The sequence below is a fragment of the Nocardia sp. CC201C genome (assembly GCF_030010695.1).
Lineage (GTDB): Bacteria > Actinomycetota > Actinomycetes > Mycobacteriales > Mycobacteriaceae > Nocardia > Nocardia otitidiscaviarum.
Map to the genome: position 1 here is coordinate 1 of NZ_JASCXP010000083.1, position 21,181 is coordinate 21,181.

The 21,181-nt window shown below is 68.6% G+C and carries 18 protein-coding genes and 1 riboswitch; of the genes, 11 read left to right on the plus strand and 7 right to left on the minus strand.

Annotation, left to right across the window (positions count from 1 at the left end; genetic code table 11):
* A partial coding sequence (locus QK444_RS11730; RefSeq protein WP_282779681.1) for a helix-turn-helix transcriptional regulator occupies positions 1 to 1,938 on the minus strand: 1,938 nt, incomplete at its 3' end.
* Between the two features lie 449 nt (positions 1,939 to 2,387).
* Complete coding sequence (locus QK444_RS11735) at positions 2,388 to 3,485, minus strand: CaiB/BaiF CoA-transferase family protein (protein WP_282779682.1); 1,098 nt, start codon at positions 3,483 to 3,485, stop codon at positions 2,388 to 2,390.
* A gap of 173 nt (positions 3,486 to 3,658) precedes the next feature.
* On the opposite strand from QK444_RS11735, the gene QK444_RS11740 reads away from it, so the two are divergent.
* Complete coding sequence (locus QK444_RS11740; RefSeq protein ID WP_143983604.1) at positions 3,659 to 3,937, plus strand: hypothetical protein; 279 nt, start codon at positions 3,659 to 3,661, stop codon at positions 3,935 to 3,937.
* A gap of 146 nt (positions 3,938 to 4,083) precedes the next feature.
* A complete protein-coding gene (locus tag QK444_RS11745) occupies positions 4,084 to 4,566 on the plus strand; it encodes a DUF456 domain-containing protein (protein WP_282779684.1) in 483 nt (160 codons plus the stop codon).
* A 3-nt stretch (positions 4,567 to 4,569) separates the two neighbouring features.
* On the opposite strand, the gene QK444_RS11750 is transcribed toward QK444_RS11745, so the two are convergent.
* Both QK444_RS11750 and QK444_RS11755 read right to left on the minus strand, forming a co-directional pair.
* Positions 4,570 to 5,439 carry an amidohydrolase family protein gene (locus tag QK444_RS11750; protein ID WP_282779686.1) on the minus strand — a complete coding sequence of 290 codons (870 nt, stop codon included), beginning with the start codon at positions 5,437 to 5,439 and terminating at the stop codon, positions 4,570 to 4,572.
* A gap of 67 nt (positions 5,440 to 5,506) precedes the next feature.
* Positions 5,507 to 6,916, minus strand: coding sequence for an FAD-dependent oxidoreductase (locus tag QK444_RS11755; RefSeq protein WP_282779688.1), 1,410 nt, complete (start codon positions 6,914 to 6,916; stop codon positions 5,507 to 5,509).
* Positions 6,917 to 7,205: 289 nt separating this feature from the next.
* Here QK444_RS11755 and QK444_RS11760 point away from each other — a divergent pair, with 289 nt between their 5' ends.
* From QK444_RS11760 to QK444_RS11780, 5 genes are all read left to right on the plus strand, one after another.
* On the plus strand, positions 7,206 to 7,694 hold the full coding sequence (locus QK444_RS11760) for a hypothetical protein (protein WP_282779690.1): 489 nt from the start codon (positions 7,206 to 7,208) through the stop codon (positions 7,692 to 7,694).
* 64 nt (positions 7,695 to 7,758) lie between these two features.
* Positions 7,759 to 7,869: riboswitch (SAM riboswitch) on the plus strand.
* 17 nt (positions 7,870 to 7,886) lie between these two features.
* Positions 7,887 to 8,309 carry a rhodanese-like domain-containing protein gene (locus QK444_RS11765; RefSeq protein ID WP_282779692.1) on the plus strand — a complete coding sequence of 141 codons (423 nt, stop codon included), beginning with the start codon at positions 7,887 to 7,889 and terminating at the stop codon, positions 8,307 to 8,309.
* Between the two features lie 106 nt (positions 8,310 to 8,415).
* Positions 8,416 to 9,630, plus strand: coding sequence for an O-succinylhomoserine sulfhydrylase (locus QK444_RS11770; protein ID WP_029933013.1), 1,215 nt, complete (start codon positions 8,416 to 8,418; stop codon positions 9,628 to 9,630).
* 96 nt (positions 9,631 to 9,726) lie between these two features.
* Positions 9,727 to 10,371 (plus strand): type 1 glutamine amidotransferase family protein, encoded by a 645-nt coding sequence (locus QK444_RS11775; protein ID WP_282779694.1) that lies wholly within the window; start codon positions 9,727 to 9,729, stop codon positions 10,369 to 10,371.
* Complete coding sequence (locus QK444_RS11780) at positions 10,368 to 10,850, plus strand: helix-turn-helix domain-containing protein (protein WP_282779696.1); 483 nt, start codon at positions 10,368 to 10,370, stop codon at positions 10,848 to 10,850. The genes QK444_RS11775 and QK444_RS11780 overlap by 4 nt, the downstream gene beginning before the upstream one ends.
* Before the next feature lie 151 nt (positions 10,851 to 11,001).
* Here the strand turns inward: QK444_RS11780 and QK444_RS11785 are convergent, their stop codons facing one another.
* The gene (locus QK444_RS11785; protein ID WP_051037835.1) at positions 11,002 to 11,763 is read right to left on the minus strand and encodes an HAD-IIA family hydrolase; all 762 of its coding nucleotides are present in this window, start codon (positions 11,761 to 11,763) and stop codon (positions 11,002 to 11,004) included.
* Positions 11,764 to 11,887: 124 nt separating this feature from the next.
* Between QK444_RS11785 and QK444_RS11790 the strand changes: the two genes are divergently transcribed.
* Entirely contained in the window at positions 11,888 to 12,244 is a 357-nt protein-coding gene (locus QK444_RS11790) for a hypothetical protein (RefSeq protein ID WP_052373856.1), read from the plus strand.
* Between the two features lie 234 nt (positions 12,245 to 12,478).
* Complete coding sequence (gene fgd / locus QK444_RS11795) at positions 12,479 to 13,489, plus strand: glucose-6-phosphate dehydrogenase (coenzyme-F420) (RefSeq protein ID WP_282779698.1); 1,011 nt, start codon at positions 12,479 to 12,481, stop codon at positions 13,487 to 13,489.
* 130 nt (positions 13,490 to 13,619) lie between these two features.
* Here the strand turns inward: fgd and QK444_RS11800 are convergent, their stop codons facing one another.
* The gene (locus QK444_RS11800; protein WP_282779700.1) at positions 13,620 to 15,521 is read right to left on the minus strand and encodes an ABC transporter ATP-binding protein/permease; all 1,902 of its coding nucleotides are present in this window, start codon (positions 15,519 to 15,521) and stop codon (positions 13,620 to 13,622) included.
* A gap of 67 nt (positions 15,522 to 15,588) precedes the next feature.
* Between QK444_RS11800 and pta the strand changes: the two genes are divergently transcribed.
* Positions 15,589 to 17,664 carry a phosphate acetyltransferase gene (gene pta, locus QK444_RS11805; protein WP_282779702.1) on the plus strand — a complete coding sequence of 692 codons (2,076 nt, stop codon included), beginning with the start codon at positions 15,589 to 15,591 and terminating at the stop codon, positions 17,662 to 17,664.
* 2 nt (positions 17,665 to 17,666) lie between these two features.
* Positions 17,667 to 18,863, plus strand: coding sequence for an acetate kinase (locus tag QK444_RS11810; protein WP_282779704.1), 1,197 nt, complete (start codon positions 17,667 to 17,669; stop codon positions 18,861 to 18,863).
* Between the two features lie 276 nt (positions 18,864 to 19,139).
* On the opposite strand, the gene QK444_RS11815 is transcribed toward QK444_RS11810, so the two are convergent.
* On the minus strand, positions 19,140 to 21,181 hold a 2,042-nt coding region (locus QK444_RS11815; RefSeq protein ID WP_282779706.1), incomplete at its 5' end, for a serine/threonine-protein kinase.

The following is a 21,181-nucleotide window of genomic DNA, read 5'->3' on the forward strand; positions in this document are numbered from 1 at the left end:
GCTGTGCCGCCCGCCCCGGGCCACCGCGGCCTCGATGCTCTCGGCGGCCTCGGCCGCCCGGCCCAGGGCCGAATAGGCTTCGGCCAGGCGCAGTCTCGCGGGGAACATCCACGCCGCCGCGCCCTCCATGGCCAGGGCGGCGAGCGCCTGTTCGAGATTGTCGACGGCGTCCGGGAAATGCCCCTGCGCCACGTCGACGGTGCCCTGCAGGATCTTCGACATGCCCCAGGCCAGGTACTGGCCCGGCGACGAGTAGCCGAAATAGCCTCCGGCGCAACGACGTGCGGCATCGAGATCACCGGTGAAGGTGAGGGCCAGCACCTCCGCGTGGGTGGACATGAAGCGGTTCAGCCCGTCGATGTGCCGTTCGACTTCGTGTCCGCGCGTGGCGTATTCGCGCGCCGCCTCGCCGCGCCCCATGAGCGCCAAGGCGAGTCCGCCGCCGAAGGCCGCCCACCACACCGCCCAGGGCGGCGCGTCGGCGTTGGTCATCACGGGTTCGGCGAGTGCGAACGCCTCGTCGAGCTTGTTCTCGTTGACCGCGCAGGCCGACGCCAGTCCGTCCAGGGTGGCGACGATCTTGGGATGCCGCACCCGACCGCGCACCAAGCCCAGCACCTCGTCGGCACGGTCGGCATCGCCCATGGCCCACAGCAGATTCGACACCCGGGTGCTGCCCCAGCGGGCCAGTTGCACCTCGTTCAGCTGATCCGGATCGAAGCTGGCGAGGGTGCGTTCGGCCTCGATGCGATGACCCTGCCACAGCAGCGCCCGGGCCAGCAGATCCGCGGCCTCCACACCGCCGCGCCGCTCCACGGCGGCCCGCGCGAACCGTTCCCCCAGTGGGATGTTCGCCAATCCGATGGCGTCGGCGGCCGCCGCCTCGAACAGCTCCAGATCCGCGGATTTGTCACTGTCCAACGCCAATTCGGCCAGCCGAATGCGGTCCGACGCCGAATTGACCGGCCGCTCCTTCAACGACGAGTACAGCCGTCCTCGAAGCCGCCGCGCCGACGCGATGCCCAGCCGCCGCCGGATCACCTCGCCGAACAGCGGATGGTTGTAGCGCACCAGCAGCTGGTGGGTGTTCTCGACAATCCGGATGACACCGCGTGATTCGGCGGCCTCCACCGCCTCCTCGCCCGCGAGCTCGGCCAGTACGTCCAGGTCGATGGGTTCGCAGAAGGTGAGCAGCTCCAGCACCTTCAGCACGTCATCGGGCAGCTGCTCCACCCGATCCTCCAGCAGCGCAGCCAGTTCCGAGGTGACCGCCGCCCGTCCGCGCAGCTGCCACACCCCGTTCACCTGCCGCAGCGTGCCCGCCTCCAGCGCGCCCTCCACCAGATGGCGTAGGAAAAGCGCGTTGCCGCCGGAGGATTCCCACATGAGGTTGGCGGTGAACCCCTCCAACTGCCCGCCCAGCATGGATTCCACCAGCTCGACGCTCTGCCGCTGGGTGAACGGCCGCAGATCCACGCGCAGCAGATGCCCGTCCTTCCACAGCGAGGTCACCGCGTCCGGCACCGGCACGCCGCTGCGCACGGTGGCCACGATATGAGCGGCCTTGTCGATGGCCAGTTGCAGCAGCAGGGTGGCGGAGAGCTGGTCCAGCAGATGCGCGTCGTCGACGCCGATGATGGTGTGGCCGTCCGCGAGCAGGGCCTCCCGCGCGGCCGCCATGAACGTCACCGGATCGTGCGCGGTGTACACGCCGACCATGTGGGCGAAGACGCCCAGCGGGATGCTGCGCGCCGATTCGGTGCCCGCCACCCATCGGATATTGCCGCCGACCGTGGCGGCGGCCTGCCGCGCCAGCGTGGTCTTGCCCACCCCCGCGTCCCCCGTGAGGACGGCCCCGACGAACTCGTCGCCCGTCAACGCCGCCCGAATGGATTCGAGTTCGCCGCCGCGCTCGACCATCGGCCAATTCCGAGCCATGTGACAACTGTAGTGCGCCGCCCCATCGTGAGCAGGGCGAACGAACTGTACGGGGCATTCGAACAATCCAGCGAATATGCGCGTGTGCTATCGCCGTGGCCGATATCGTTGGGGCGCTTCCGCTCCCGAACGGTGGCGGCCGGTTCGACCGCCACCGTCAGGGAGAGGAGGTGAATGGGAGATGGTTGGAAAACACCGGAAAGTTGAGCCGGCGAACCGTGCAGCATGGTTTGCTGCCGGAGCTGCCGCGGCCGCCGGGCTCATCTATATCGTGGTTCGACTGAAGCGGACCCGGTAACCCATTCGGGTGGGGCATCGTTAGCGCGGTGCCCCATCCACTTCAACCATCACTTCCGTGATATCGACAGTGTACGTCGCGCACGCCGCCATGTCGTGTTGTTACGTGCAATGGCGTTGCCCTCAGTCCTTCGCAACAGTATTGGCCGGATTCAGTCCGCCCAGACCTGTTCGATCGGGGTGCCCTCGGTGGGCGGGGGTGTCGGGATGGCCCCCGGGGTGCGGGAGAAGCGTGGGGCGGGCGCGTGCTGCACCACGCCGTCGATCTCGACGAGACCGCTGCGGGCCTGGATGTGTGGGTTCTGGGTGGCCTCGGTGAGGGTGAGCACCGGGGTGGTGCAGGCGTCGGTGTGCTCGAAGATCGCCCACCACTCGTCGCGGGTCTTGGTCTTGAACTTCTCGGCGAAGAGTTTGCGCAGTTCGTCCTGCGCGGTGGGGTCGATCTGGTGCGGCAGCCCGGTCGGGTCGATTTCCAGACCCTTCAGGAATTCCGCGTAGAACTGCGGTTCGATGCAGCCGACCGCCATGTACTTGCCGTCGGCGGTCTCGTAGGTGTCGTAGAACGCCATACCGGTGTCGAGCAGGTTGGTGCCGCGCTCATCGGACCACAGGCCCACCCCGCGCATACCCCAGATCATGTGCGAAAGGGCAAGTGTGCCATCGATCATCGCGGAGTCGATGACCTGCCCCCGACCGGAACTCTGGCGTTCCACCAGCGCGGCGAGCACGCCGAAGACCAGGAACATGGAGCCGCCGCCGAAGTCGCCGACCATGTTGAGCGGCGGCACGGGGCGCTCACCCTTGCGACCGATGGCATTGAGCACGCCGGTCAGCGAGATGTAGTTGATGTCGTGTCCGGCGCGGTCCGCGAGCGGGCCGTCCTGCCCCCAGCCGGTCATGCGGCCGTACACCAGGCGCGGATTGCGCTCCAGCGCCGCCTCGGGCCCCAGTCCCATGCGCTCGGTGACGCCCGGCCGGAAGCCCTCGATCAGCACGTCGGCCTTCTCGATGAGGCCGAGCACCTTGTCGATATCGGCCGGATCCTTCAGGTTGGCCTCGACAATGGTGCGCCCGCGCCACTGCGGTCGCTCCATGAAGCCCGGCAACTGGCCCGGTCGCTGGACGCGAACCACATCCGCGCCGAGGTCCGCGAGCAGCAGTGCGGCGTGCGGACCGGGGCCGATGCCGGCCAGTTCAACAACCCGAATGCCCGCGAGCGGGCCCTGTGCGGCGGTGGATGGAGTGCTCACGCCCTACCTCGGTTCATCGTCGAATCCTGTGCACCGGCTCACCGTGCCGGTGTTGACAGTATGACAATAACGGGGTTTCGGGTCTGCTCCCGGGTAACGATGTGCGCGATGTCGGTGTTCTCAGGCATGCTCTCCGGTGCCCGACCGTTCAGCACGTCCCGCCGGAGCGCACCATGCCGTCTCGCCGATCCGCCAAGAACTCATTGTCCGACAGCGATATTCGGCAACTAGCCGCCGCCGTGGACGCGGGTCGCTCACCCACCGTGTGGTTCACCGCCGACGCCGTCGGCATCGAGGAGGGCCGATCCGGCAAGGTGGTCGCCGTCGCCGACCCCGGCGAACCGGACTTCCTGCACGTCCGGCCCGCGGGTTCCGGCGACACCCTGGCCTTCTCACCCACCGAACTCACCCTCACCCGCCCTCGCCGCAATCCGCCACGCGCCTCGCGGTGAGCAGAGCCACCGCGCGGGGTCGCTCCCGCCGGGGCAGAATGCTGGCAGCGACGAGGCGGGAGGAACTGGCGAATGAGCGGTCAGGCGCGGCGGAGGCAGTGCGTTGTCACCACGCAGCGCCCCGCTCACGCTGAAAGGGATACAGCGTGGGTGTAGCGGGTGAGATACTGGTCGGCCTCGCGATTCTGGTGGGGCTGATCGGCGTGGTGGTGCCGATCCTGCCGGGCGTGCTGCTGATCTTCGGCGCGATCGCGGTGTGGGCCTTCATGACCGGGGGAACCGCGGCCTGGATCGTCTTCGCGGTCTGCACGGCATTTCTCGTGATCAGCGGGGTGATCAAATACACCTGGCCGGGTCGCAAGCTCAAATACGCGGGTGTACCGAACCGGTCGCTGTTCATCGGCGCGGCGCTGGGCATCGTCGGTTTCTTCGTGGTGCCGGTGATCGGGCTGTTCCTGGGATTCGTACTGGGGGTTTATCTTTCGGAACTACAGCGGCTGCGCGCGCAGCGTACGGCGTGGGTGTCGACGCAGCACGCCCTGAAGGGGGTCGGGTTGTCGATCCTCGTCGAGCTGTTCGGCGCGCTGCTGGCGGCCGGGGTGTGGGTGGTCGCCGCCGTCATGGTCTAGCGGCTACTCGATGATCGGAAGCGGCATCGTATCTCCCGGAGCTGGTTTCGGGAGTTCGGAGCGCTTCAGGCGCAGGGTCGGCGATTCCGGGCCGAACAGCGGCAGCGTCGGCGCGGGGTCCGCGAGATCGCGCTCCTTGGCGGGCAGGCGATAGAAGGCGCGGGCATTGTCCTCCAGCACCCGGTGCAGGTCGGTGCCGACCGCCTCGGTGATGAGTGCGATATCGGTGTCGAGGAAGGGCCGCCCCGCGCGGGTGCCGGGCAGATCGGAGCCGAACATGAGCGCCTCCGGATTCACCGCGTGGATCCGGCGCAGCGCCCGGCCGACGTCCATGGCCACCCGGCCGAAGCCGGACGCCTTCACCTTGGCCCCGCGGTCCACCAGATTCAGCAGGTAGGGCAGGCAGTCGTCGGACATGCCCAGGTGGTCGATGGACAGCTGCGGCAGCTTGCTGATCACCGGTTCCAGCGAGCCCAGCATGGACCCGTCGATGTACAGCTCCACATGCCAGCCGACCAGTTCGTACGCGCGCAGCGCCAGCATGGTCAGCTCGACGATGTCCCCGCCCGCACGCTTGAGATTGAACCGCAGCGCCCGCACCCCGGCCCGGTCGAGCGAGACGATCTCCTCGTCGGTGGCGTCCACGTGCAGGTTGATGACGCCGACCCAACCCTCGCCCAGCTCGGCCAGCGCGGCCCGTAGGAACGTCTCATCGGTGCCCTGGAAGGACCCGCTGACCACGGCACCACCGTCGATGTCGAAGCGGGACATCCGCCGCTTGTAATCGGCGATGGTGTACGGGTCGGGCAGGTAGCCCTCGTTCTCGATCAGCGGGAACCGCGGATCGATGATGTGGACATGGGCATCGAACACGTGATCAGCATGCCTCACATTGGTGACAAGTGCGGAAAACCTTGTCCGCCTGGTGGATCAGCCCAGGTCAGTTGGCGACTTTGTCCGGCTCGCTGGCGCGCAGCATGTCTTCGCGTTCGACGACCTTGACCCGTTCGCGGCCTTCGGGTTCGCCCAGGGCGCGTTCGTGGGCGTCGAGGCGGTACCAGCCGGCCCAGGTGGTGAACGGGATGCCCTTGTCCTCGAGGAACGCGGTCACGGCCTCGGGGTCGGGATTGGCGGCGGGGGTGAAGTCTTTGGCGTCGTCGAGCAGGCAGGCGATGGTTTCGTTGGCGTCGCCCTTGGTGTGGCCGATGAGCCCGACCGGGCCGCGCTTGATCCACCCGGTCACATAGGTTTGCGGCAGGTAGCGGGCCGCGCCGTCGGCGTCCTCGTCGACGAGCACGCGCCCGGCCTCGTTGGGCACGGTCCCGGCCTGGTCGTCGAAGGGCAGCTGCGGAATGTTCTGCGACAGGTAGCCGACGGCCCGGTATACGGCCTGGATGTCCCAGTCCTTGTACTCGCCGGTGCCCTTGCAGTTGCCGGTGCCGTCGAGCTGGGTGCGTTCGGTGCGCAACCCGACGACCTTGCCGTCCTCGCCGAGGATCTCGGCGGGGGACTCGAAGAAGTGCAGGAACAGCTTGTGCGGACGGTCACCGACGTCGCGGATGGCCCACTGCTCGAGGGTGTTGCAGATCATGTCGACCTGCTTGGAATGCCGTCGCGCGGCCTCGGAGCCCTCGTCGTAGTCGATGTCGGAGGGGTCGACGATGACCTCGATGGTCGGGGAATGGTCGAGTTCGCGCAGTTCCAGGGGGGTGAACTTGGCTTGGGCGGGGCCGCGGCGACCGAACACGTGCACCTCGAGGGCCTGGTTGCCCTTCAAGCCTTCGTAGACGTTCGGCGGGATCTCGGTGGGCAGCAGTTCGTCGCCGGTCTTGGCCAGCACGCGGGCGACGTCGAGGGCGACATTGCCGACGCCGAGCACGGCGACCTTCTGCGCGTCCAGGGGCCAGGTGCGGGGCACGTCGGGGTGGCCGTCGTACCAGGAGACGAAGTCCGCGGCGCCGTAGGAGCCGTCGAGGTCGATGCCGGGGATGTCGAGGGCGCGGTCGGCGTTGGCGCCGGTGGAGAAGATGACCGCGTCGTAGAAGCCGCGCAGGTCCTCGAGGGTGATGTCGACGCCGTAGTCGATATTGCCCAGCAGGCGGACCTGGGGTTTGTCGAGGACCTTGTGCAGGGCGGTGATGATGCCCTTGATCCGCGGGTGGTCGGGCGCGACGCCGTAGCGGATCAGGCCGAAGGGGGCGGGCATGCGCTCGTAGAGATCGATGCTCACCCCGTCGAACCCGGCGGGGGCATCGGATTTCATCAGCGCGTCGGCCGCATAGATACCAGCCGGGCCGGCACCAACGATCGCGATGCGGAGCGGGCGGGTCGCTGCACTCTGTTCGGTCATCTCTTACGCGCACCCTTACGAGTCGAAATACAATCTTGCGGTCAGTCTTAGCCGTCGTTCTTAGCTTAGGCTAAGTTGACGCCCGAGCCCGGGTCATCCCGAGGCCTCCGACGCTGCAGCGTTGCTGCGCCGTCCTGCTATTCCCCCGCGCGGGCGGAGAATTCAGACGATTCTATCGGTGGGGTAGACCACGGCCCGTCGGGGTGCGGTGAACTGGGCGGATGCCCACTGCATCGGGTACCCGGTGTCGGGCCGCGTACACCCCCGGCGACCAGGCATGATCTAGCTCATGAGTGAGCGAAGCGAGCGGCCGGAAAACTCGGCTGAGCGATCGGAACACACAGCCGGTGCGGATGAGCAGCCGATCCCGATCGACCAGACCGGGACCAGGTCGATGCTGCCGTTCCTGGCCGCCGCGGGCATCATCGCGCTGGTCGTACTGGGAATCGTGATCGCGGGGCTGGTATCCCCGGCTGAGAAGAATGTCACAGATTCCGATCGGCTGGCCGTGGCCGCCCGCAATCTCGTCGGCGCGCTGGCCGCGGACGATCCGCTGGACGGGCGCATCGTCTGCGCGGGCTTCGACGGCGACCGCTCCCCGGTGCGGATCGAATCCGAGGACGCCGCACCGGCTCTGGAATTCGTGCGCCTCACCGACGCCCGGGTGGACGGCGACCACGCCACCGCCACCGTCACCGTGCGCGTCGACGGGACCGATAACACCTCGACCTGGAACTTCACCCGTGCCGACGACCGTTGGGTGGTCTGCGACCGCTGACCGTCCCACTACTCGGACACATGCGTTTGACAGTCGGGCGGTGGTCCGGGCAATCTCAGATCCAGGTCATGAGTACCAGCGCCAAGCCCCGGCTGGCTGGTCGGCAACCCTCCTCCGCGGTGGGGTGCTCCGGGTGACGACCTGGCCACGCACCTCGGTGCGGCAAGTGCGGATTCACAGGAGGTTCAAGCAGTGAGCTATGCGGGTGACATCACGCCACGGCAGGCGTGGGAGCTGTTGCGCGACAATCCGGACGCGGTGCTGGTGGATGTGCGCACCGAGGCCGAATGGCGATTCGTCGGCGTACCCGATACCGGCGGCATCGGCCGGCCCACCGTCCTCATCGAATGGGTGGACGTCACCGGCTCGCCCAATACCCGGTTCACCGACCAGCTCAAGCAGGCGCTGGCCGAGCGGGATCCCCAGGGCGACGCGCCCGTGATCTTCATCTGCCGGTCCGGGCAGCGCTCCATCGGCGCGGCCACCGCGGCCACCGCCGTCGGGTTCACGCCCGCGTTCAACGTGGTCGAGGGTTTCGAGGGCGCGTTGGACGCGCAGGGACACCGCGGCGGCTCCGGCTGGCGCGCCGAGGGACTTCCGTGGCGGCAATCATGACGCGACCGGTTCCCACCTCGGGCGCGCTGCGGGTTCCGTCGGTCGTGACCGCCACCGCCGTCGCGTCAGTGGCGCGTCGGTCGAACTCTGTCGATGGGAGGCAGCTGTGATCACCGGAGGCGCTTTCGACAAGCCCCTGCCCGAGGGCGTCGGCCCCGCGACCATCGGCGTCCGAGGCGGCTTGCGCCGCAGCGGTTTCGAGGAGACCTCCGAGGCGCTGTACCTCAGCTCCGGGTTCGTCTACGAGAGCGCCGAGGCGGCCGAGGCGTCGTTCACCGGCGATATCGAGCACTACGTGTACTCGCGCTACGGCAATCCGACCGTCGCCATGTTCGAGGAGCGGCTGCGCCTGATCGACGGCGGCGAAGCGTGTTTCGCCACGGCGTCCGGGATGTCGGCGGTGTTCACGGCGCTGGGCGCGCTGCTCGGCGCGGGTGACCGGCTGGTGGCCGCGCGCAGCCTGTTCGGCTCCTGTTTCGTGGTGGCCAACGAGATTCTGCCGCGCTGGGGCGTGGAGACCGTCTTCGTCGACGGTGAGGACATCGACCAGTGGGAGCGGGCGCTGTCGGTGCCCACCCAGGCCGTGTTCTTCGAAACGCCGTCCAATCCCATGCAGTCGCTGGTGGATGTGCGTCGGGTGGTCGAGCTGTCGCACGCCGCGGGTGCGAAGGTGGTGCTGGACAACGTCTTCGCCACTCCGCTGCTGCAACGCGGATTCGAGCTCGGCGCTGATGTGCTGGTCTATTCCGGCACCAAGCACATCGACGGCCAGGGTCGTGTCCTGGGCGGGGCCATTCTCGGGTCCAAGGACTACATCGACGGCCCCGTGAAGAATCTGATGCGCCACACCGGTCCGGCACTGAGCCCGTTCAACGCTTGGACGCTGCTCAAAGGTCTGGAGACCATGCCGCTGCGGGTGCGCCAGGCCAATTCCTCGGCGCAGCGCATCGCGGAGTTCCTCGAGGGCAAGGATTCGGTGGCCTGGGTGAAGTATCCCTTCCTGGCCTCGCATCCGCAGTACGAGCTGGCCAAGAGTCAGATGTCAGGCGGCGGCACCGTGGTCACCTTCGAGCTGAAGGCGGGTGCCGACGAGGCCAAGAAGCGCGCGTTCGAAGTGCTCAACCGGCTGCGCATCATCGACATCTCGAACAACCTCGGCGATGCCAAGACTCTGATCACCCATCCGGCCACCACCACGCACCGGGCCATGGGGCCGGAAGGCCGTGCGGCCGTGGGCATCACCGACGGCGTGGTCCGCATCTCGGTGGGCCTCGAGGATGTGGAGGATCTGCTCGGCGATCTGGATCACGCGCTGAGCTGACCGCTCGGCACGCGCGACACCCCGGCTCTCGATGGGCCGGGGTTTTTCGTGTCCAACAGATTGACAGTATCCTGTCAATCATGACAGGATACTGTCATGATGAAAACAGTGCACATGGCCGTTTACGACACCTTCGCGGATTGGGAGGTCGGCCACGCCACCGCGCATATCAACCGCGCCATGTGGCACCGGGAGCCCGGCACCTGGCAGGTGCGCACGGTGGGGATCGGCCGCGACGCGGTCACCTCGGCGGGTGGTATGCGGGTGGTGCCGGATGTGACGCTGGCCGAGCTGTCCCCGGCCGACAGCGCCATGCTCATCCTGCCGGGCGCGGACACCTGGGAAACGGGTGCGCTGACACCCTTCGCGGACAAGGCCCGTGAGTTCGTGGCGGCGGGTGTGCCGGTGGCGGGAATCTGCGGGGCCACTTTCGGTTTGGCGGCGGCCGGGCTGCTCGACGAGCGGGCGCACACCAGCAATGCGGCGGAATACCTTGCCTACAGCGGCTATTCGGGTGCCGATCGCTTCGTGTACGAGCCCGCCGTCACCGACGGGGATCTGATCACGGCCACCGGCACCAGGCCGGTCGAGTTCGCGCGGGCGATCCTCGCCCGGCTCGACATCTACGAGCCGCACATCCTCGACGCGTGGTACCGGCTCTACGGCGACAACGATCCGGCCGGATTCTTCGCCCTCGCCGAGTACGAGCAGCGGCGGTCGGCCGAGGCGGCGGCGTCGTGACGCGGCGCCGCTCCACCGGGCGGGCGGACGGCGAGGCTCGGCGCGAACAGGAACTGTTCAGTACGGCGGCGATCACCTCGTTCCAGCTCAACGGCCAATTCCTCGCCATCGCCGAGGAATTGGCCCGCCCGGCGGGTCTCACCGCGGCCTGGTGGCAGGTGCTGGGCGCGGTGCTGCGGGAGCCGCTGCCCGTGGCCGGGATCGCACGCGCGATGGGCATCACCCGGCAGAGCGTGCAGCGGATCGCGGACCTGCTGGTCGACAAGGGCCTGGCCGAATACCGCCCGAACCCGGCCCACCGCCGCGCCAAACTCGTCGCCCCCACCGACGCGGGCTACGCGGCCGTCCAGCGCATCGACCCCCAGCACGCGGACATCTCCGCCCGCCTCACCGAACACCTCGGCATCGAGGAGTTCACCCGCGTGGTCGACGCGCTCACCACCCTCGCGACCGCACTCGACGCACTCGAGCGCGAGTGAATCGCACCCGAAGCGGCAGCGGCCGTCCCGCGGCGATGCGGTACGACGGTGGCGGCCACCCCCGCGACGGCGTGCCACCACCAGGCCCGGTGGATTCCTCCGGCACCGTGCACGCGGATGCGTGCGGGGTGCGCGCCGCCGGGGCCGCGCGTCAGGCCGCTGAGAACGGGTCGCGGGTGCGGCCCACCAGCTCCGCGACGGAGTCGAGGATCAGGGTCGGGCGGAAGGGGAAGTCCTCCGCGGTGGCCCGGCCGGAGATGCCGGTGGTCACCAGGATCGTGCGCAGCCCGGCCTCGAGTCCGGAGATCACGTCGGTGTCCATGCGGTCGCCGATCATGACCGTGGACTGCGAATGCGCGCCGATGCGCCGCAGCGCCGAGCGCATCATGAGCGGGTTGGGCTTGCCCACGTAGTAGGGCTCCTTGCCGGTGGCGCGGGTGATCAGGGCCGCGACCGAACCGGTGGCGGGCAGCACGCCCTCGCGCGAGGGGCCGGTGGCGTCCGGATTGGTGGCGATGAACCGCGCCCCCGCCAGGATCAGCCGGATGGCGGTGGTGATGGCCTCGAACGAATAGGTGCGGGTCTCACCGAGCACCACATAGTCCGGATCGCTGTCGGTGAGCACGTATCCGATCTCGTGCAGGGCCGTGGTGAGCCCGGATTCGCCCACCACATAGGCGGTGCCATTGGGCCGCTGCTCGTTGAGGAAGGTCGCGGTCGCCAGCGCCGAGGTCCAGATCGACTCCACCGGGATGTCGAGCCCGGAGTGCCGCAGCCGCGCCTGCAGATCGCGCGCGGTGTAGATGGAATTATTGGTGAGCACCAGGTAGGGGATGTCATTGGTGCTCAGTTCCGCCAGGAATTTATCGGCCCCCGGCACGAGATGGTTCTCGTGCACGAGCACACCGTCCATATCGGTGAGGTAGGACAGGATCGGCTCAGCATTGGTGGTCACGAGCCAATTGTCCGCTATCGAGAGCGAATCGGCGATCAGCGCGGCGGTTACCGGGCGGTCGGGGCCGCCGTAAGCTGGAGGTATGGGTCGGTTGCTGTTCCTGGTTCTGGTGTTGGCCATCGTGGGCCTCGCCATCTGGTGGATCTCGCGGGAGTGGTCCGGGAACGTGGAGCGGGTGGCCGATGCGAAAGCGGAGGTGAACCGGCACCTGGACCGCATGTCCGGAGAACTGGCCCGCCTCGATCCCGACAACGACGAGGCCCTGCGCGCCATGTCCGAGGCCGTGGACCGGCTGAATATCGCCAGAGCGCAGGTGGTGAAGGCCACCACGCTGGGGCAGGTGCGCATCGCCAAGGAGACCGTGCGCGGCGGGCTGTACTTCATCCGCAAGGCCCGCGAGGCCATGGGCCTGGACCCGGGGCCACCGCTGCCGCGGTAGCCGGAGTTCCGTGTCGGGAGCCCGCGATGGACAGTCGCCGGGGAGCGGCTCGGAATACCCGTTCGGGCGCGACGGTTCGTCTCGACGGATGCGACCCCACCACCTTGCCGCCCGTTTCTGACCTAGGGTGCGAAGTAAGCCGTTCGCGCGCCGCCACATCCAGCGCGCCCGAGCGGCCTGCGGGCTGAGGGGACCCGCACACACAGCGCAATACAGGCGACAGGAGTGGCGCAGGTGAAGAACCTAAAGCTCGGATACAAGGCGTCGGCGGAGCAGTTCGGCCCGCGGGAACTGGTGGAGATCGCGGTGCTGGCCGAGGAACACGGCATGGACAGCGCCACGGTGAGTGACCACTTCCAGCCGTGGCGGCACAACGGCGGCCACGCGCCGTTCTCACTGGCGTGGATGGCCGCGGTCGGCGAGCGCACCCGGCGCATCCAGCTCGGTACCTCGGTGCTGACCCCGACCTTCCGCTACAACCCGGCGGTCATCGCGCAGGCGTTCGCGACCATGGGCTGTCTGTACCCGGAGCGCGTCATGCTGGGTGTGGGCACCGGTGAGGCGCTCAATGAGATCGCCACCGGCTACTCCGGCGAATGGCCGGAGTTCAAGGAGCGTTTCGCGCGGCTGCGGGAGGCCGTCGATCTCATGCGCGCGCTGTGGACCGGCGACCGCGTGGACTTCGAGGGCCAGTACTACACCACCGTCGGCGCGTCCATCTACGACGTGCCCAAGGGCGGCATCCCGATCTACATCGCCGCGGGCGGCCCCCTCGTCGCCCGGTACGCGGGCCGCGCGGGTGACGGTTTCATCTGCACCTCCGGCAAGGGCATGGAGCTCTACACCGAGAAGCTCATGCCCGCGGTGTCCGAGGGCGCGGCCAAGGTGGGCCGCACCGCCGAAGACCTCGACCGCATGATCGAGATCAAGATCTCCTACGACACCGATCCCGAACTGGCGCTGGAGAATACGCGCTTCTGGGCCCCGCTCTCGCTGACCCCCGAACAGAAGCACTCCATCACCGATCCGATCGAGATGGAGGCCGCCGCCGACGCGCTGCCCATCGAGCAGATCGCCAAGCGCTGGATCGTGGCCAGCGATCCGGACCAGGCGGTCGAGCAGATCCAGCAGTACACCGACGCGGGCCTGAACCACCTGGTCTTCCACGCTCCCGGCCACGACCAGAAGCGCTTCTTGGAGCTGTTCGAACGCGACCTGGCCCCGCGCCTGCGTGCCCTGAGCTGAGCGGGCTCTCCCGCGCGAGCGACCCCGGTTCCCGCCGATCGTCGACCAGGGCTCGCCGCTGTGTGCGCGCCCGCGGGCGATGGCATCGGCCGTCGCGCCGAACCACGCCAGCGTGGCCCACACGTCGCCTTCACACCCGCACGGCCCCGATCGGCGACAGCTTCCACGCCCCGCCACCGGCCAACTCCAGCCGGTGGGTGTGGTGCCGGTCCACCGTGCTGCGATGCGCCACGCTGACCAGCACGGTGTCCGGCGTCTCGGTGCGCACCAGGTGGTAGAGCGTGTACTCCAGCCCCTCGTCCACCGCCGAGGTGGCCTCGTCCAGGAACACCACCTCGGGCCGCAGCAACAGGATGCGCGCGAACGCCACCCGCTGCTGTTCACCGGGCGAGAGGGTGGACGCCCAATCGGTCTCCTCGTCCAGGCGGTCGGTGAGGTGCCCGAGATTCACGGTGATCAGCGTCGCCCGCAGCGTCTCGTCGTCCACGATCCCGGGTGCCGCCGGATAGGTGATGGCGGTGCGCAGATCGCCCAGCGGCAGATAGGGCCGCTGCGACAGGAACAGCGCGGCATCGCCCAGCGGACGGCTCACCCGCCCTTCGGTGTACGGCCAGAGTTGGCCGATGCTGCGCAGCAGCGTCGTCTTGCCCACCCCGGAGCCGCCTTTCACCACAAGCGCGTCACCGGGCTCGAGCCGCAGGTTCAGATCGGTGATCAGCGGCGTCCCATCGGGTGTGCGCACCTGCACGTCGGTGAGCTCCAGCCCCGCCGTCGCCTCCCGGGTGGCGATCACCGGCAGCCCCCGCGCCTTCCGGTCCGCCTCGCGCAGCCCGTCCAGCCGGATCAGCGTGGCCCGGTAGTAGGTGAACGCGGCATACGAGGACTGCGGCATCGACAGCGCGTCCTGCACCTGACCGAAGGCGCTGGTGGCCTGTTGCAGATCGCCCAGGGTGGCGGTGCCGGCCAATACCCGCGGCCCCACCAGCAGCACCGTGAACACCCCGCCGACCTGCTTGGTGGTGAGATTCCAGCCGAAGAAGCGCAGCAGCCGGTACACCCGCGCCCACATATTGGCGATCACCGCCGCGAACCGGCGGTCCAGACCGCCCCGCTCCTCGCGTTCGCCGTGGTAGAAGGCGACGTTCTCGGCGTTCTCCCGCAGCCGCACCAGCGCGAAACGGTAGTCGGCCGTGCGGCGTTGGAACCAGAAGTTCAGTGTGATCAGCGGATGGGCGATCCAGAACGCCACCGCCGTGGCGAAGGCCACCCACGCGAACGCCGCGAAGACCAGCGCCCTGGGCACGGTGACGCCGAAGACGTCCAGCGGGCCCGAGATGCGCCACAGGATGGGCGTGAACGACACCAGCGACAGCCCGGCCCCGATCACACCGTTGCCGCTGATGCTGTACGGCCCGACATTGCCGCCGAAGCACAGCGCGTACGACCCCTCCACGAAGTCGTACACATCCTGCTGGATGCGCTGATCGGCATTGTCGACGGTCTTGTCGATGAACCGGCCGCGGTAGTACGCCTTGCCATCCAGCCAGTCGTCCAGAAAGCGGGTGTTCAGCCAGGTCCACCAGTGGATGTGGAAGGCCTGCTGCAACCAGTACGACACCACGCCCATCACGACGAGGATCAGCGACAGCACCCCGAATACGCCCAGGCTCTGCCAGAACAGCGCCGCCGCCCGCTCGCTCTCCGGGCTGCCCGCGCCGTCCACCAGGGCCTGCACGCCGAGCTGCAACGCGGTGAACGAGTCGTTGTAGAAGTAGGTGAACAGCACCGTCATGCGCACGCTGTACACGGCGAGCAGCAGGACCACGGCGAACAGCGCCCAGGCGGGCCAGCTCTCCCGTCCGGTGAAGTAGCCGCCGGTGATGCGCCAGAACATGCGCCCCCAGTCGGTGCATCGCACGATGACGGCCGCGCCGATCAGGAATACGAGTGCGGTGATGGCGAATGCCTTGGCGATCCAGAAGAGGCTGTGGAAAGTCTCGTGTCCCCAATCGAGACCGGATGCGCCGATCATGTCCGCGAGCCTAAGGCTATGGTCCGGCAAACGGCGGCGTGAAACGCTGGCCGCTAAGCTCGTGATCATGGCCGCTTCCGCCCCGTCCACCGTGTACATCGCAGCCCCCGAGGGCGATACCGGAAAGTCGACCATCGCGCTCGGCGTACTGCAGATGCTGGCCGCCACCACCCCGCGGGTCGGCGTGTTCCGGCCCATCACCCGGTCGGCCACCGAGCGCGACTACATCCTCGAACTGCTGCTCGAGCACTCCACCGCCGATGACGACTACGAGTCCTCCATCGGCGTCACCTACGAGCAGGTGCACGCCGACCCGGACGCCGCCATCAGCGAGATCGTCATGCGTTTCCACGAGATGGCCAGGCACTGCGATGCCGTGCTCATTCTGGGCAGCGATTACACCGACGTGGCCAGCCCCAGTGAGCTGCGCTTCAATGCCCGCATCGCGGTGAACCTCGGCGCTCCGGTGCTGCTGGTGGTGCGCGGCGCGGGCCGCACCTCCGCCGAACTCGGCCAGGTGGTGGAACTGTGCGACGGGGAGTTGAAGGCCGAGCACGCGCGGCTGGTGGCGGTCATCGCCAACCGCTGCGACCCCGAGCAGCTCGAAGCCGACGCCGCCGCGCTGAAGGTGTGCGATGTGCCGTCCTGGGCGCTGCCGGAGGTGCCGCTGCTCACCGCGCCGACCGTGGAGGAGCTGTGCGCCGCCATCGACGGTGAGATCTACAGCGGCGACCCGGAACTCATGCAGCGTGAGGCGCTGCGCGTGATCGTCGGCTCCATGACCACCGAGCACATTCTGGAACGGCTCGAGGACGGCATCGCCGTCATCACGCCCGGCGACCGCGCCGACGTGCTGCTGGCCTTGGTGAACGCCCATGAGGCGGCGGGCTTTCCGTCGCTGGCGGGCATCATCATGAACGGCGGCATGCTGCCCGATCCCACCATCGCGCGCCTGATCGCCGGTATGAAACCGAAGCTGCCCATCATCAGCACGCAGCTGGGCACCTTCGAGACAGCCAAGGCGGTGTCGCTGACCCGCGGCCGGGTGTCGCTGTCGAGCATCCGCAAGGTGGATACCGCGCTGGCGCTCATGGAGGAGCGGGTCGACGCGGCGGAACTGTTGCGGCAGATCGAGGTTCGCACGCCGGGCGTGATCACGCCGCAGATGTTCGAGTACCAGCTCATCGAGCGGGCGCGCGCCGACCGCAAGCGCATCGTGCTGCCCGAGGGCGACGACGACCGCATCCTGCGCGCCGCCGGTCGCGTACTCCAGCGCAAGATCGCCGATCTCACCATTCTGGGCGACGAGACCGCCGTGCGCGGGCGCGCCGCCGAACTAGGCGTGGATATCGACGCCGCCGAGGTGCTCGATCCGCGCACCTGCCCGCTGCGTGAGGAATTCGCCGAGGAGTACGCGCGGCTGCGCGCCCACAAGGGCATGACGGTGGAGCGGGCGCGCGAATTCATGACCGACATCTCGTATTTCGGCACCATGATGGTGCAGATGGGGGTGGCCGACGGCATGGTGTCGGGTGCGGCGCACACCACCGCGCACACCATCCGCCCGTCCTTCGAGATCATCAAGACCGAGCCGGGCGTCTCCACCGTGTCGAGCGTATTCCTCATGTGCCTGGCGGATCGGGTACTGGTGTACGGCGACTGCGCCGTGGTACCGGATCCGACCTCCGAACAGCTGGCCGATATCGCCGTCTCCTCGGCCCGCACCGCCACCCAGTTCGGCATCGACCCGCGGATCGCCATGCTGTCGTATTCGACCGGCGAATCGGGGTCGGGCGCGGATGTGGACAAGGTCCGTGCCGCCACCAAACTGGTGCAGGAGCGTGCACCGAAACTGTTGGTGGAGGGGCCGATCCAATACGACGCCGCCATCGAACCGACGGTGGCCAGCACCAAACTGCCGAACTCCGTCGTGGCCGGGCGGGCCACGGTCTTCATCTTCCCGGACCTCAATACGGGCAACAACACCTACAAGGCGGTGCAGCGCAGCGCGGGCGCGGTAGCCATCGGTCCGGTGCTGCAGGGGTTGCGCAAGCCGGTCAACGACCTGTCGCGCGGTGCGCTGGTCGCCGACATCGTGAATACGGTGGCCATCACCGCCATCCAGGCCCAGCGGGAGGCGTAGTCGTGAAGGTGCTGGTGATCAACTCCGGGTCCTCCTCGATCAAATACCAGCTGCTGGAACCGGATACGGCCACCGTGGTGGCCTCCGGCGTGGTGCAGCGCATCGGGGAGCCGGTGGGCGATGGCGCACCCACCATCGAACACAGCTGCGACGGACGGACATTCGAGCACGACGGTCCCATCGCCGATCACGCGGCGGGGCTGCGGCTGGTGTTCGAGCTGTTCACCGAGAGCGGCCACGACCTCGCCGCCGAGGACCTGGGCGCGGTCGGGCACCGGGTGGTGCACGGCGGCGAGGTGTTCTACGAACCCACCCTCGTCACCGACGAGGTGGTGCGGGCCATCGCCGACCTGTCCACCCTGGCGCCGCTGCACAATCCGGCCAATGTCACCGGCATCGAGAGCGCGCGGGCGCTGCTGCCGGACGTGCCGCAGGTGGCGGTTTTCGACACCGCCTTCTTCCACCAGCTGCCCGCCGCCGCCAAGACCTACGCCATCGACGCCAAGACCGCTGCCGCGCACGGTATCCGCAAGTACGGCTTCCACGGCACCTCGCACGACTACGTCTCGCACCGAGTGGCGGAGTTCCTCGGGCGCGACTACGCCGACGTCAACCAGATCGTGCTGCACCTGGGCAACGGCGCGTCGGCGTCGGCGGTGCGCGGCGGGCGCGCGGTGGACACCACCATGGGGCTGACGCCGCTGGAGGGCCTGGTCATGGGCACCCGCTCCGGGGACCTGGATCCGGGCATCATCTTCCATCTGATCAGGGCCGCCGGTATGGATGTGGGGCAGGTCGACGACCTGCTCAATCGCGATTCGGGACTCAAGGGCCTGTCCGGGGTGAACGACTTCCGTGAACTCGGCCGCCTCATCGACGCGGGCGATGCGGCCGCGACACTGGCCTACGACGTGTACATCCACCGGCTGCGCCGCTACATCGGCGCGTACCTGGTGGCACTGGGCCGGGTGGACGCCATCACCTTCACCGCCGGGGTGGGCGAGAACGACGCCCGGGTGCGGGCCGACGCGCTCGCGGGGCTGGCCGGTTTCGGCATCGAGGTCGACCCGGAGCGCAATGCGGTGCGCGACCGCTCCGCCCGCCGCATCTCTCCCGACGGCGCACCCGTGGCGGTGTTGGTGGTGCCGACCAATGAGGAATTGGCCATTGCCCGCGCCAGCGCCGCACTCGTCGGCTGAATCCGCTGTGCCTGTTCTGAACCGCTTCTTAACGAAACCCTCATAATTCGACCGGCATAGTGGTTACCGAGCCCGGAACCTCCGGTCCCGGGCTCACCAGAGCCCGTGTCGCGTCACGCACAACGGTCGGGTCGGAACCATCCCTCGTCGGTTCCGCTCCACATTCGATCGGCTGCCCCCGATCGGAGCCGCCGCGACACGGGCTCTGTTGACTTCCGCCGCCGCTGTGCTCGGACCGTGCTCGGGTAGCGCGCTGGGTCGATCGCCCGCCGTGGTTCAGATCCAGGACTTCGCGCGGATCGCGTTCGCCAGGTCCACCAGCGCGTAACGGTGGTTGCGTCCGGGCGCGGTGCGGGCCAGGGCGCGCAGATCCGCTTCGATGCCGCGGCGCAGCTCGCGTTCGGTGAAGGGGGCGCGGAAGATCTCGGCGTCCGGCGACTTCGGCGTGCGGCCCGCCTGCAGCCAGCCCAGGGCGGTGCCGAGCACCAGCACCCGCAGTTGGCCGGTGCGGCTCTCGCCCGGTGGCAGCGCCTGGACGCGGGCGGCCGCGAGGTGCAGCGTGGCCTCGTCCAACTCGTCGACGGGGGCGGAGGTGAGCAGCATCAGGATGGCGGTCATGCGGGCGTCGGCGTAGTAGCGGGAGGCCGGGGGCACCTGGTCCAGGGCGCGGACGGCGGCGGCGATGGCGTCGGCGGCGGCGAGCTGGCGGGCCAGGCCGAAGGCGGCGGCCACCACGCCCCGGTCGGTGCGCCAGACGGTGGCGTAGTACTTCTCCGCGTACGCGCGCCACTGTTCGGGATCGTCGGAATCCCAGTGCTGCAGAATCAGTTCCGCGGTGGCGGCCAGGGCCAGCTTGGGCGCGATCTCACCGGGCAGCGCCTGGAGCACCGCGTCGAAGCGCCCGAAGGCGCGCTCGTAGTCGCGGTCCAGTAGTTCGGCGACCCCGAGATACCAGTCGATGCGCCAGTCCGAGGCTGGCGGCGCGGTGGTGTCGCCGAGCCGGTCCAGCAGCAGGCGGGCGGCGGCCGGTTCGCCGAGATCCAGATGCGCCCGCGCCTCGGCCAAGGTCACCTCCAGTTCGAAACTGGCCGGGGCCCCGCCGGGTTCGGCTCCGGCGCGCTGGCGGGCGTGGCGCAGTTCGTCGAGGGCGTGTCGGGGCTCCGGATGCGCCGCACCGGCCAGCAGCGGTGCGGAGGGGTCGGCCGGATCGATCAGCGGCACCTGCAGTGCCGCCGCCACGTCTCGGGCGCGCAGCAGGGTGTCCCGTTCCAGGCCGTCCACCAGGCCATCGGTCTGCGCCACGTATTCCGCCGTGCCGAAACAGGTTCGGGGCGGGCTGAAGAGGGTGGACAGCTGCGGATGCTCGGTGCCGGTCTCGACGGCCAGGATCTCGCGCAGCACACCGGTGAGCTGATTGGCGAAGACGCGCGCGGTGGGAAAGCGGCGTGCGGGATCGGGATCGGTGGCGCGCAGCAGCAGTCGATGGAAGAACTCGTGGCGCGCCAGCACCGGCTGCTCGTCCGGGTCCGGGATGCCGTCGCAGTACGCGCCCTGCTGCATGGGCATGTTCAGGGTGAGCACCGCGAGCGTGCGGCCCACCGTATAGATGTCCGAGGCCACCGTGGGACCGGTGCGGGGGATCTCAGGAGCCTGGAAACCCCTGGTGCCGTACAGGTTTCCATACGACTCGAAGGCGGCGACCGCACCCAGGTCGATGAGCTCCACCCGGTCCTCGGTGACCATGATGTTGTCGGGCTTGAGGTCGTTGTACGCCAATCCGAGCGAATGCAGGTAGTCCAGCGCCGGAAGCACCTCCAGCACATAGGCGATGGCCTCGGTGACCGGCATGCGCTCCGGGGTGGGATGCGCGTCGAGCAGATTGCGCAGCGAGCGCCCGCCGACGTACTCCATGACGATGTAGCCGACCGGATTGCCGTCCGGCCCAGGGTGTTCGACGAAATTGTGGATCTTGACGATGCTCGGGTGCACCACCTCCGCCAGGAACTGCCGCTCCGCCATCGCCACCGCCTGCGCCTCGGTGTCCCCGGCGTGCAGCAGGCCCTTGAGCACCACCCAGCGGTCGCTGACATTGCGGTCGATGGCGAGGTAGATCCAGCCCAGCCCGCCGTGGGCCAGGCAGCCCTGGATCTCGTACTGGCCCGCCACCCGGTCGCCGGGATGCAGGCTGGGCCGGAAATCGTAGGGCGCACCGCAGGTCTCGCAGGTGCCCGCGGTGGTGGACGGCCGGGTCGGGGTCGCTCGCCCCACGGGTTTGCCGCAGCGCCAGCAGAAGCGGCGGCCCTCGGCGACCACCGGAT